This window comes from Pseudomonas sp. H3_E07 (genome assembly GCF_054668895.1).
The window spans coordinates 6,065,115-6,077,524 of sequence record NZ_CP162795.1 but is presented as its reverse complement, the minus strand read 5'-3'; the positions used below and the strand labels follow the sequence as shown (position 1 = coordinate 6,077,524).

Below are 12,410 nucleotides of genomic sequence, written 5' to 3'. Positions count from 1 at the left end.
CCATGAATTGGCCAGCGCGGGGGAGGCTGACCCGAATTTCATCGTTTGTTCGATTACGCAGCATCCTTTCGTCGCATGGATGCCTGGCAGCTTTTCACTCGAGGTGCGCAACGAATACCTGGCTGCTTACCAAACCAGGTTGCGTGTACCTCAAGCGACGCAAACGCTATTCTTTCATCCACGCGAGGATTACGGTAGCGACCAGCGATAAAATCCAAGCGTGCTGGCGCGCTCCGGTTTTCAATGGAACCCTCGTGCAGGTCAATGTCATGATCAGGCGGCCGACGATTTTACGCGTTGAGATCTCGTCAGCTCACTGCAGAAGTAGTGGGTGTTACGATGATGGCGATACAAGTCCCTTGCTAGGCCGAGTCGATGTCATGAAACCCAGCTTCGAGAAAGTACCCACAGAGGCTGCAACCTCTTGGACGCTATTGAACAGGCGTTTGCCGGATGCGATTCCATTCGAGTGGCATCATCATCCCGAATATGAGTTGACACTCACGCTCAATAGTCGCGGCCATCGCTACATCAGTAATGACGTAGCGCGCTATGACGATGGAGACCTGATTCTTGTAGGGCCGAATATTCCTCATAGCTGGTCTTCAGCGGAGCGTATTGATGAGGATCAGCCGCATGTTGCCTTGGTTATCTGGTTTTCCGCTGCTTGGGCCGACTCGCTTGTGACATTGTTTCCGGAAATGGCTGCGTTTCGCCCATTGCTGGCGGCAGCTCAACACGCGGTGAGTTTCAGTGGTAGGGCCTCCAGTGATGTACGCTCCTCCATCGAGGCAATGGTCAATCAGACGCCGCCCCAGCGCTTGATCGCATTGCTAACGGTGCTCGACAGGCTGGCAAGAGACGCTGATGCTACTCGGATCCTGCCGACGCTAGGCGGTCTGGCGGGTGATCAGATTGTCGAAGACGCGCGTATTCATCGAGTTCTGCATTACCTACATGGTAACTACGCCCGGGCAATCAATGTTGCCGAGTTAGCAGAGCTGGCCTGCGTCAGTCTGTCTGCTTTCCATCGAATGTTTCGCCGGCATACACGCTGTACCGCCTTGGACTATATCGTTCGACTGCGCATCGGCCATGCCTGTGCGTTGCTGATGCAGGGCAACTCGCCGGTATCGATAATAGCGGGGCAGGTAGGCTACTCGTCGCTGGCATTATTCAACCGCCAGTTCAAGGCGTTGAAAGGGCTGACACCTTCCGCGTTTCGTCAAACGCACAGCCATCATTTTCAGTGAAGGTCAGAAATCTAGTGGGTTGATACTCCGATCGTATTGGCTCAAAACGCCATTATCGTACTAGTCGACGCTTCAAATGAGGCTGCCGTGTGCTTATTTAAAAGTGGTTCCATACCTGCATGAATAACAAAAACAGCAGGTAGTTCCCATGAGTAAATACCGTGCCTTCGAAAGCGAAACGCTTCCGCAAGATTATCGAGACAGCATCGTCAAAATGAAGCGCGCCTTGCGCGCGCAGATCGGCGACGTTGAATCTTTGTTTGAACAAGTTAGCGAATTCATCGTTGCTGAAATCGACTCAATCAAGGCGCAGGAGGCGCTCACCGGTTCGGCTTGGCCGATCCTTGAGTTCGAGGATATCGCGGTCGGGAAAGTGAGTGCGGACCAGTTGGCGCTAATCAAGCGGCGTGGTTGCGTCGTGCTCAGAAACCATTTTCCTCGAGAGCAGGTTTTGGGGTGGGACGAGAGGCTTTTGGATTACCTTGACCGCAATCACTTCGATGCAATTTATCGTGGTCCAGCGGACCAGTTTTTCGGAAGCCTGGAGGCATCGCGTCCAGAAATTTTTCCGATCTATTGGTCGGAGTCGCAGATGCAGTTGCGTCAGGATGAGCGCATGGGGGCCGCACAATCTTTTCTGAATCGTCTTTGGAAGATCCATTCTCAAGGGCGGCAATGGTTCAACCCTGATATCAATGCCCTATACCCGGATCGAGTACGGCGTCGACCTCCGGGAACACATTCAAAAGGTCTCGGGCCACACACCGACTCGGGCGCCTTGGAGCGATGGCTGCACCCAGCCTACCTGAAGGTATTCGACAAAATTTACAGCAACGATTTCAGCGCCTACGACCCTTGGGACGCAGCCTTCCGTACTGAAGTCGATGAGTACGCCTACAAAGATACGGTCAAGTGCTCTGCGTTCCGCACGTTTCAAGGCTGGACCGCGTTATCGGATATGAACGCCGATCAGGGGGTACTGCATACCTTGCCGATCCCCAAGGCGATGGCTTACATGCTGCTGCGGCCACTGCTGGACGATGTACCTGAGGATGAGCTGTGCGGGGTTGCGCCGGGCAAGGTACTTCCGGTGTCCCGACAGTGGCATCCACTGCTGTTCGAAGGGCTGAGTCCGATTCCGGATGTCCGTGCGGGCGATTCGGTGTGGTGGCATTGCGATGTAATTCACAGTGTCGCACCCGTGGCAAATCAACAAGGCTGGGGCAATGTTATGTACGTTCCGGCTGCACCTATGTGTCAAAAAAACCTGCGTTACGCCAAGGATGTGTTCAGGGCATTCGCGCAGGGTGCATCACCCGACGATTTTCCTCGGGAAGACTATGAAACAACTTGGGAAGGTCGTTTCACCTTGGAGCGTCTGAACGCGCTCGGACGTGCCGGTCTGGGGCTCGAATGATTGCGTGAGACTGAGCGAATAGCCCACTACCTCGATAAAAAAACAATAAGGTACTGACATGAACTCAATGAACCGCCTTGCAGCCATGGTTTCTCTTGCCGCTTTATTTCCTCTTGTGATTCAGGCCGCTGAAACCAAGGGAAACGTTGAAGTCGTTCACTATTGGACCTCCGGGGGCGAGGCCAAATCGGTGGAAGTTTTGAAGAAAATCATCGAGAAAGATGGATTCACTTGGCAGGACAGTGCAGTCGCTGGCGGCGGAGGCAGTGCGGCCATGACTGTGCTGAAAACCCGTGCTGTATCGGGCAATCCTCCCACCGCCGCGCAGATAAAAGCGCCAGATATTCAGGAATGGGGTCGCCTCGATCTTCTTGCCAGCATTGACGACGTCGCCAAGGCGAATAACTGGGACAGCCTGCTTCCCGAGTCCGTCGCCCAAATAATGAAGTACGAGGGGCATTACGTTGCGGTACCGGTGAATATTCATCGCATCAATTGGCTTTGGCTTAACCCTGTCGTTCTGAAGCAGGCGGGCATCTCCGATGTGCCGACCACTCTTGATGAACTTTATGCTGCTGGGGATAAGCTCAAGGCGGCAGGGTTCATAGCTATCGCACATGGCGGTCAGGCCTGGCAGGACACGACAATCTTCGAAAACCTCGTTTTGAGCGTGATGGGCGTTGATGGTTTCAAGAAGGCCTTTATTGATGTCGACGACAGTGTTTTCACCGGGCCGAAAATGATTGAAGTATTCAATGCGCTGCGAAGAATACAGAGTTATCTGGATCCCGATGGCAACGGTCAAGACTGGAATCTGGAAACAGCCAAGGTCATCAATGGCAAAGCAGGCATGCAAATCATGGGGGACTGGGCGAAAAGTGAGTGGAGCGCGGCGGGCAAGTTTGCCGATACAGATTACATTTGTGTGCCATTTCCCGGCTCGCAGGGTGCTTACAGCTATACCATTGATTCACTGGCGATGTTCAAACTTGCCTCGAAGAATGACACCCCTGGCAATATTGCAGCCCGCAACGACCTGGCCAAAGTAGCGCTGGAGCCGTCGTTTCAATATGTTTTCAATCAAAACAAGGGGTCAATACCCGTCATCAAGGGTTTGGACATGAGTCGATTCGATAGCTGTGCACAAGCCTCTGCAAAGGATTTCGCTGCTGCCGAGAAGACTGGTTCACTCGCTCCGAGCATGGCATTCAACATGTCGACTTCTCAGGCGGTGCAGGGCGCTGTGTTCGATGTCGTGACCCACTTCATGAATGACAAGTCCGCCGATGCTGGTAAGGCTGGCAGGCAGTTGCTGGCGGCGATCAAGGCCGCACAATAAATTGCTTTAGTTTTGAGCTGCTCCGTATACCGAATACGGAGCAGCTATTGACGATGCATCTCCTACTAGCGGCTGCTCGTGCCGCAATCATCACCCCCGCTCTACCACGCTCTGTCTATCTCTGTTGATTCCCCGATAAGAAAAATCGATACCCGGTTAATAATTTCCCAGAGGCGGGCGGTATACCTGCGGCTTTACAGTCACCTCCATCGTTTAGCGTGGACGGTCCAATTACAGGCCTCGTCCGTCGGGACTTCTACAAAAATAAGAAGGTGAGAGCATGAGTAGTGAAACGGTGGATATCAAAGCGTGGATTGACAACCGAAAACTGGTGCCGTACCAGTGGCTGATTATGGGTTTATGTTTTTTCATAGTGCTTTTCGATGGCTTCGACGTCGCGGTGATGGGGTTTATTGCCCCCTCGCTGATTCAAGAGTGGGGGCTTTCGAAAGCGGCGTTTGGCCCGGTGATGAGCGCGGGCATGATTGGGCTGGCGATCGGTGCGCTGACCGCTGGCCCTTACGCCGACCGAATCGGCCGCAAAAAAGTACTACTGACGGCGGTGACTGGCTTCAGCGTGCTAAGCCTTGCATGCGCCTTTGCACGTAATCCCTACGAGCTGGCTGCCTTGCGTCTGCTGACCGGTGTGGCGCTGGGCGCAGCATTGCCAAACACCACCACACTGCTTTCCGAGTATTTGCCGGAACGCAATCGGTCACTGTTCATCACGATCATGTTCACCGGATTCAATATGGGGTCGGGGTTGGGCGGATTTCTCGCTGCGTGGTTGATTCCCCATCACGGCTGGCAGTCGGTGTTGCTCGCCGGCGGGATTCTGCCGATGTTGCTGCTGCCCTTGATGTGGCTGTTGCTGCCTGAGTCGGCGCGTTTTCTCGCCGCACGCAACGCGCCCGCCAGCCAGATTGCCAAGGTGCTGAACAAGCTGGGGGGCACGTTCAGCGCAGCGACGAAATTCGTCATTGCCGAACCGCAAACTCAGCAAAAAGCACCGCTGCGCTTGCTCTTCACCGATCACTATCGTTTCGGCACTCTCGCCTTGTGGGCAACTTACTTCATGGGGTTGCTGGTGATCTACCTAACCATGGGCTGGATGCCGACCCTGCTGCGTGAAGGTGGGCTGTCCATCGAACGGGCCGCGACCATCACCGGACTGTTCCAGATTGGCGGCACTGTCGGCGCCATCGTGGTTGGGTGGGCGATGGACCGGCGAAATCCGAACGCGGTGATTGCCACGTCTTACGCTCTGGGTGGCGCTTTCATTCTGCTGCTGGGCGCCTTCAGCCTTGAATCGGGCCTGCTGGCATTCGGCGTGGTGGCGGCAGGTTTCTGTATGAGCGGCGCGCAAACCGGCCTCAATGCTTTCGCACCCGGTTACTACTCGACGGACTGCCGCGCCACGGGCGTCAGCTGGATGCTGGGTATCGGCCGCTTCGGGGCTATCTTTGGTTCGCTCATCGGTGGCGCGGTGCTCAGCCTCGGGTTGGGGTTGCCGCTGCTGTTTGCCCTGTTGAGCGTGCCTGCCTTTATCGCTGCACTTGCGATCCTGGCCAACGGTCATGCACGGCGCCGAGTCAGTCGGGCCTTGCTGGCGCATTAATCTTTTCAATAAAGGAACTCGTTATGGCACGCATCATTGGTGGCCTCGCTGTATCTCACACCCCGACCATCGGCTTTGCAGTCGATCACGATAAGCAGCATGAGGCCGCCTGGGCGCCGATCTTCCGTGGCTTTGAGCCGATCAAGGTGTGGCTGAAGGAGCAGCAACCGGATGTGCTTTTCTATATCTTCAATGACCACGTGACGTCGTTTTTCTTTGATCACTATGGTGCCTTTTCCCTCGGTGTCGATGATCGCTACGAAGTCGCCGATGAGGGCGGCAATCCACGTGAGTTACCGGGGATCGCTGGTCATGCGGCGCTGTCGCGGCACATCGGCGAGAGCCTGGTGGCGGATGAATTCGACATGAGTTTCTTCCGCGACAAACCGCTCGACCATGGCTTCTTCTCGCCGATGTCGGCGCTGTTGCCGTGCGAGCCGGACTGGCCGGTGGAGATCGTGCCGCTGCAGGTTGGCGTGTTGCAGTTCCCGGTGCCGAGTGCGCGGCGTTGCTACAAGTTGGGCCAGGCGCTGCGCCGGGCGATTGAAAGCTACCCCGAGGATCTGAAAGTGGCCATCGTCGCGACCGGCGGTGTTTCCCACCAGGTGCACGGCGAGCGCTGTGGTTTCAACAACCCGGAGTGGGACCAGCAGTTCATTGATCTGTTGGTCAATGATCCCGAGCGGCTGACCGAAATGACCCACGCCGAGTACGCCGCGCTGGGGGGCATGGAAGGTTCGGAAGTGATCACCTGGCTGATCATGCGCGGCGCGCTGTCGGCCACGGTGAAAAACCTGCACCAGGATTACTACCTGCCGTCGATGACCGGCATTGCCACACTGCTGCTGGAAAATCAGGATCGGCCCGTTCCCGTCGACGTCAACGCGCGGCACTTGCTGCACATGCAGCATCAGTTGGCGGGTATCGAGAGGCTCGCAGGCACCTATCCGTTCACCCTGGAACGCAGCGCCAAGGGCTATCGGTTGAACAAGTTTTTGCATCGCATGATCGAGCCGCACTGGCGTCAGCGTTTCCTCGACCAACCCGAAGCGCTGTTCGATCAAGCAGGGCTGAGCGATGAAGAACGGGATCTGCTGCGACGCCGCGACTGGCGCGGATTGATTTACTACGGGGCGATTTTTTTCGTGCTGGAAAAACTCGCTGCCGTGGTCGGGGTGCCGAATCTGCAGATATACGCGGCAATGCGCGGACAAAGCCTCGAGGAATTCATGAAAACCCGTAATCAGCAGGTGCTCTATTCGGTAGCGGGCAAGGCCCCACGCTAACGACACGGCGTCATCGGCGGCTCGCTCCGGGCCGCTTCGCAACACCCTTGAATGACTTCACTGCGCCCGGCTCATGCGGGCGTAGCGGACTGCTTCATCCCAAAAAAATGGATAACAATAACAATGAAAATCACCGCCAATACACGCGTAGTCTTCACGCTGTCCGCCGTTTGTGCTCTGCCTGTCGAGGCGAGCGCTGCAGGCTTTGTGGAAGACGCCAGGGCCAATCTCAACCTGCGCAACTTCTACATCAATCGCAACTTCACCAACCCGGCCAATGCGCAGGGCAAAGCCGAGGAATGGACGCAGAATTTCATTCTCGATTTCCGCTCTGGATTCACCCAAGGTGCAGTCGGATTTGGTGTGGATGTGCTGGGCCTGTATTCGCTGAAGCTTGACGGCGGGCAAGGCACGGGAGGCACGCAATTGCTGCCGCTGGACAGTGATGGCCGACCTGCCGATCAATTTGGGCGCCTGGCTGTCGCCGGGAAAATGAAAATCGGCAAGACCGAAATCAAGCTCGGCGAGTGGATGCCAGTGTTGCCGATATTGCGTTCCGACGACGGTCGCTCATTGCCACAAACCTTTCGTGGCGGTCAGGTCACTTCACAGGATATCGCCGGGTTGACCTTGTATGGCGGTCAGTTCCGGCAGAACAGTCCGCGCAACGATTCAAGCATGGAAAACATGTTCATGCAGGGCAAAACCGCGTTTGCCTCTGACCGTTTCAACTTCGTCGGCGGCGAATACGCGTTCAACGAAAAGCGCACGATGATCGGCGTGTGGAATGCTCAGCTAAAGGACATCTATCAGCAACAGTATCTGCAACTGGTTCATAGCCAACCACTGGGTGACTGGACGCTGGGCGCCAATCTTGGCTACTTCTGGGGTCGCGAGGATGGCAGTGCCCGCGCAGGCGATCTGGACAACCGCACGTTCTCGGCATTGCTGTCGGCACGCTACGGCGGCAACACGTTTTACGTCGGTTTGCAAAAGCTCAGCGGCGATGATGCCTGGATGAGAGTCAACGGCACCAGCGGCGGAACCTTGGCCAACGACAGCTACAACAACAGCTACGACAATGCGCGGGAGAAATCCTGGCAACTACGCCATGACTACAATTTCGCCGTACTCGGCGTGCCCGGTCTGACCCTGATGAACCGTTACATCAGCGGCGACGACGTGCACAGCGGGGCCGTCACCGACGGTAAGGAATGGGGGCGCGAATCCGAGTTGGGCTACACACTGCAAAGCGGTGCGTTGAAGAACCTCAACCTGCGCTGGCGCAACTCGAGCATTCGCCGCGATTACAGCAGCAATGAGTTCGACGAGAATCGCTTGATCATCAGCTATCCGTTGAACCTGCTTTAAGCGCCTCAGCGGCCTGTGCCTGGATCACCTGGCGGATCATTTCCATCAACGCCTGCGCCACCGGTGAGTGCAGGCAGCCGCTGCGGTAGGTCAGACCAATGGCTCTGGCGGTCTGTTTCAACTCCAGCGGCAAAATGCACAACTCGCCGCTAGTGATTTCCTGTTCCAGTTGATGCGCTGAAACGGCCGCGAGCATGTCCGAGCGTAACAACAGACCGCGAATGATCGCCATGTCGGCGCTTTCCACCACCGGGGAAGGCGCCGGAATGCCGAAACCGGCGAAGCATTCCTCGAGCATCGTCCGCGCCGGTGAGCCAGCACGAGGCAATACCCAGCGCGCGTTGCCCAGATGATTCTGCAAATCGCCGTTGCCGCAGAGCGGATGATCACGCCGCGCAAGCACGACCATTTCTTCCGTCAGCAGTGACTCGCCGACCAGGTCGCTGGCATAGGTCGATGAACGCAGCGCACCCAAAATGAAATCCACATCGCCGGCACGCAACTCGGTCGCCAGCAGGTCGAAGGGACTTTCATTGGTGATCACTTGAATGCCGGGATGCTCTGCCATCAGGCGCACGATGGCCTCGGGCAGAATGCGCGTGCGGCCGAGGGGCAGGGCACCGACGTGCACAACACCGTGCAAGGCGCCGCGAAGGGCGGTGATGTCGGTGTCGATATGGCGCAACTCGTTCAGCGCACGGCGGATTGCAAACAGGATGTCATGACTGGCGCGGGTCGGCTGCAAGCCGCGTGGCGTGCGTTCGAACAGCGATTGGCCGCAGCCGTTTTCCAGCACTTTCAGCGTCGAACTGACGGCCGGTTGGCTCAGGCCCAGCAGACTGGCCACGGTCTGCATATGGTGGGTTTCACAGAGTTTGATGAACACTTGCAGGCGTCGCGCCTGGAACAGATAAAGCGGTTCAATCGCGGCTTTTTCGCCTAGGCCGAGCAATGTAGGCACGCTCCCAAGCTCCGCCAGCACCCGTCGCGCTCGGGGCAGCAAACGCTCTCCGAAATTGGTCAGACGCATACCGTTGGCATGGCGCTCGAACAGCATTACGCCCAGCCGTTCTTCGAATTCGGAAATGGAGCGGGTGACCACCGATTGCGCCCGGTACAGCGCGACTGAAGCCTTGGAGACGCTGCCGTGATCAGCCACGCGGACGAAGGCGCGCACGTGCATCAGGCTCGGCAGTTCAAGGTTTTCCATGGACAAGGGCTCTGCGGGTCGGCGAATTCGACGACTATGCCGCCGATGTTTTCGAGTGGCAATAAAAAAAACGCATACCTCGAACACTCGAACGCATTACTCCGTCGGCGGGGTGCGATGCGATGCTCTTTCGCAACGCTAAAGGAGAATCCGCAATGATCGATTCAACCAAAAACGCGCTGGTCGTCAGCGCCCACTCAGCCGATTTTGTCTGGCGTGCCGGTGGCGCCATCGCTCTGCATGCCCAGCAGGGTTACCACGTTCACATTGTCTGCCTGTCGTTCGGTGAGCGCGGCGAATCCGCCAAGCTGTGGCGCAAGGGCGAGATGAGCGAAGACAAGGTCAAAGCCGCACGTCGCGAAGAGGCTCAGGCCGCCGCCGATATTCTCGGGGCCAGTGTCGAGTTCTTCGATATCGGCGATTACCCGATGCGCGCCGACAAGGAAACCTTGTTCCGCCTTGCCGATGTGTTCCGCCGGGTGCAACCGGAGTTCGTCCTCAGTCACTCGCTCAAGGACCCGTACAACTACGATCACCCGCTGGCCATGAACCTGACGCAGGAGGCGCGCATCATCGCCCAGGCCGAAGGCTATAAACCGGGTGAGAAAATCGTCGGCGCACCGCCGGTCTACAGTTTCGAGCCGCACCAGCCCGAGCAATGCGAATGGCGCCCCGATGTATTGCTCGACATCACGGAGGTCTGGGACAAGAAGTACGCGGCCATCCAGTGCATGGCCGGTCAGGAACATTTGTGGGAGTACTACACGCGCGTTGCCCTGCAGCGCGGTGTGCAAGCCAAACGTAATGTCGGGATCACCTCAACCCGCAACATCGTCTATGGCGAGGGTTATCAGAGTATTTTCCCGCGTGTCACGGAGAATCTGGGATGAGCGAACATATCGGCAAGACTGGCGTTGTCGTGCGCAATATTCAGCGGGCCGAAGCGGCGCTGGTCGATGAGTTGAATCGCTTCGGGGTGGCGACTATTCATGAAGCACAAGGCCGCAAAGGACTGTTCGCGGCTTCGATCAGACCAATTCAACAAGGCTCGGTAATCAGTGGTTCAGCCATCACGGTACTCGTCGCTCCGGGCGACAACTGGATGTTCCATGTGGCCGTCGAACAATGCCGGCCCGGTGATATTCTGGTGGTTGCGCCGAGTTCACCTTGCACAGACGGCTACTTCGGCGACCTTTTGGCCACCTCGCTCAAGGCTCACGGCGTTCGGGCGCTGGTAATTGATGCGGGCGTGCGCGACACCCACACCCTGCGCGAAATGGGCTTCCCGGTCTGGTCCCGCGCCATCAGCCCCCAAGGCACAATCAAAGAAACCCTGGGCTCGGTCAACCTGCCGCTGGTGTGCGGCGGGCAACTGGTGCACCCGGGTGATGTGGTGGTTGCGGATGACGATGGTGTTGTGATCGTGCGACGTACCGAGGTGCAGCAAGTCGTCGAAGCCAGTCGCGCCCGGGCCGACCTGGAGGAACAGAAGGCCTTGCGCTTGGCCAAGGGCGAACTGGGTCTGGACATCTACAACATGCGCGCGCGCTTGGCGGAAAAGGGTTTGCGTTACGTCGACAATCTTGAAGAGCTGGGAGACTGAGCATGGCGCAGACCCGCATTCCCTGTCTGTTGATGCGCGGCGGTACGTCGAAAGGCGCTTACTTTCTGGCCGACGATTTACCGCAAGAGCCTGCGCTGCGAGACCGCGTGTTGCTGGCGGTGATGGGCTCGCCGGATGCGCGGCAGATCGACGGCATTGGCGGTGGTGATTCACTGACCAGCAAAGTGGCGATCATCAGACCGTCAAGCCGCGCGGGTGCAGATGTCGATTACCTTTTCGCCCAGGTGCTGGTGGATGAGCCGCGCATCGATTACGGTCAGAACTGCGGAAACATCCTCGCCGGTGTCGGCCCGTTCGCCATCGAGCGCGGGTTGGTGGCGGCGATAGCCGACGTCACCCCAGTGCGGATCTACATGGAAAACACCGGACAGATCGCCATCGCCCATGTACCAACCTCTGATGGTGAGGTGCGCTATGACGGCGACGCGCGTATCGACGGCGTGCCAGGACAGGCCGCACCATTGATTGTCGAATTCAAGGATATCGCTGGCGCCAGTTGCGGCGCCCTGTTGCCGACCGGCAGCGCCCGGGACGTGATCGACGGCGTTGAAGTGACCTGCATCGATAACGGCATGCCCGTAGTGCTGATCAACGCGCAAGAGCTTGGTTGCAGTGGCTATGAGAGTCCTGCGCAACTCGACGTCAATGCTTCACTGAAACAGCGTCTGGAGTCCATTCGACTGCAAGCGGGGGGACGTATGAACCTGGGAGATGTGAGCCAGCGCAACGTGCCGAAGATGTGCTTGATTGCACCACCGCAAATAGGTGGGGCCATCAGCACACGCAGTTTCATTCCCCATCGATGCCACACCAGCATTGGTGTGTTTGGCGCCGTCAGTGTAGCTGCTGCCAGCCTAATTGAAGGCAGTGTTGCGGAGGGCATGGCAGTTGTGGAGGAAGGTGATATGAAGCGCTTGTCGATCGAACACCCGACGGGCGAGTTTACTGTTGAAGTACGGTTAAAGGATGGGAAAATAGCGGGCTGCGGGTTGATGCGCACCGCCAGACTTTTAATCAGCGGCATCGTATTCGTTCCGTCAGGTCTATGGCGTGATAGGCCAATCGGTTAAATTCGACCCTCCAATTAAGATCAACCGAGCGATCCTGTAGACACGGTTGTTAGTTTTGGTTGCGGAAACCGAACAAATCATGCGGAAAGGATTTACGAAATCCGCGATTACAATCGCGTACCTCACAAACGACAAAGCCCTGAATAATCATGGCTTTGTCGTATCAAATACGGATGAGGCGGTGGGATTCGAACTCATGGACTTGTTACAGTTGACTGTTTC

10 protein-coding genes are annotated in these 12,410 nt (G+C 57.0%); 9 read left to right on the top strand and 1 reads right to left on the bottom strand.

The genetic code is table 11. The annotated features are described in order from the left end of the window. Nucleotides 1-380 precede the first annotated feature (380 nt). The 6 genes from AB4O08_RS28100 (at nt 381) to AB4O08_RS28075 (ending at nt 8,284) form a co-directional block, all read left to right on the top strand. Entirely contained in the window at nt 381-1,253 is an 873-nt protein-coding gene (locus AB4O08_RS28100) for a helix-turn-helix domain-containing protein (RefSeq protein ID WP_176332036.1), read from the top strand. A 148-nt stretch (nt 1,254-1,401) separates the two neighbouring features. After that, on the top strand, nt 1,402-2,670 hold the full coding sequence (locus AB4O08_RS28095) for a DUF1479 domain-containing protein (RefSeq protein ID WP_098479582.1): 1,269 nt from the start codon (nt 1,402-1,404) through the stop codon (nt 2,668-2,670). Nucleotides 2,671-2,728: 58 nt separating this feature from the next. Continuing rightward, the gene (locus tag AB4O08_RS28090) at nt 2,729-4,009 is read left to right on the top strand and encodes an ABC transporter substrate-binding protein (RefSeq protein WP_041064242.1); all 1,281 of its coding nucleotides are present in this window, start codon (nt 2,729-2,731) and stop codon (nt 4,007-4,009) included. Between the two features lie 280 nt (nt 4,010-4,289). Next, entirely contained in the window at nt 4,290-5,627 is a 1,338-nt protein-coding gene (locus AB4O08_RS28085) for an MFS transporter (protein ID WP_101270049.1), read from the top strand. Nucleotides 5,628-5,650: 23 nt separating this feature from the next. Then, complete coding sequence (locus tag AB4O08_RS28080) at nt 5,651-6,913, top strand: gallate dioxygenase (protein ID WP_101270051.1); 1,263 nt, start codon at nt 5,651-5,653, stop codon at nt 6,911-6,913. Between the two features lie 123 nt (nt 6,914-7,036). Continuing rightward, the gene (locus AB4O08_RS28075) at nt 7,037-8,284 is read left to right on the top strand and encodes an OprD family porin (protein ID WP_101270053.1); all 1,248 of its coding nucleotides are present in this window, start codon (nt 7,037-7,039) and stop codon (nt 8,282-8,284) included. Here AB4O08_RS28075 and AB4O08_RS28070 read toward each other — a convergent pair. Further along, the gene (locus tag AB4O08_RS28070) at nt 8,259-9,494 is read right to left on the bottom strand and encodes a LysR family transcriptional regulator (RefSeq protein ID WP_041064227.1); all 1,236 of its coding nucleotides are present in this window, start codon (nt 9,492-9,494) and stop codon (nt 8,259-8,261) included. The two genes, AB4O08_RS28075 and AB4O08_RS28070, sit on opposite strands and share 26 nt — an antisense overlap. A gap of 155 nt (nt 9,495-9,649) precedes the next feature. Here AB4O08_RS28070 and galB point away from each other — a divergent pair, with 155 nt between their 5' ends. The 3 genes from galB to AB4O08_RS28055 are packed head-to-tail and all read left to right on the top strand — an operon-like array spanning nt 9,650 to nt 12,188. Further along, nucleotides 9,650-10,384: a 4-oxalmesaconate hydratase gene (galB, locus tag AB4O08_RS28065; protein ID WP_041064224.1), complete on the top strand. Its 735-nt coding sequence runs from the start codon at nt 9,650-9,652 to the stop codon at nt 10,382-10,384. Further along, complete coding sequence (locus AB4O08_RS28060; protein ID WP_041064221.1) at nt 10,381-11,097, top strand: 4-carboxy-4-hydroxy-2-oxoadipate aldolase/oxaloacetate decarboxylase; 717 nt, start codon at nt 10,381-10,383, stop codon at nt 11,095-11,097. Before galB ends, AB4O08_RS28060 begins: the two co-directional genes overlap by 4 nt. Before the next feature lie 2 nt (nt 11,098-11,099). After that, nucleotides 11,100-12,188: a 4-oxalomesaconate tautomerase gene (locus AB4O08_RS28055; protein ID WP_176332034.1), complete on the top strand. Its 1,089-nt coding sequence runs from the start codon at nt 11,100-11,102 to the stop codon at nt 12,186-12,188. The last annotated feature ends 222 nt before the right edge of the window (nt 12,189-12,410 follow it).

Bases quoted from the DNA above. Each gene is read 5' to 3' on its own strand.
- AB4O08_RS28100 (WP_176332036.1), top strand. From the start codon at position 381: ATGAAACCCAGCTTCGAGAAAGTACCCACAGAGGCTGCAACCTCTTGG.
- AB4O08_RS28095 (WP_098479582.1), top strand. From the start codon at position 1,402: ATGAGTAAATACCGTGCCTTCGAAAGCGAAACGCTTCCGCAAGATTAT.
- AB4O08_RS28090 (WP_041064242.1), top strand. From the start codon at position 2,729: ATGAACTCAATGAACCGCCTTGCAGCCATGGTTTCTCTTGCCGCTTTA.
- AB4O08_RS28085 (WP_101270049.1), top strand. From the start codon at position 4,290: ATGAGTAGTGAAACGGTGGATATCAAAGCGTGGATTGACAACCGAAAA.
- AB4O08_RS28080 (WP_101270051.1), top strand. From the start codon at position 5,651: ATGGCACGCATCATTGGTGGCCTCGCTGTATCTCACACCCCGACCATC.
- AB4O08_RS28075 (WP_101270053.1), top strand. From the start codon at position 7,037: ATGAAAATCACCGCCAATACACGCGTAGTCTTCACGCTGTCCGCCGTT.
- AB4O08_RS28070 (WP_041064227.1), bottom strand. From the start codon at position 9,494: ATGGAAAACCTTGAACTGCCGAGCCTGATGCACGTGCGCGCCTTCGTC.
- galB (WP_041064224.1), top strand. From the start codon at position 9,650: ATGATCGATTCAACCAAAAACGCGCTGGTCGTCAGCGCCCACTCAGCC.
- AB4O08_RS28060 (WP_041064221.1), top strand. From the start codon at position 10,381: ATGAGCGAACATATCGGCAAGACTGGCGTTGTCGTGCGCAATATTCAG.
- AB4O08_RS28055 (WP_176332034.1), top strand. From the start codon at position 11,100: ATGGCGCAGACCCGCATTCCCTGTCTGTTGATGCGCGGCGGTACGTCG.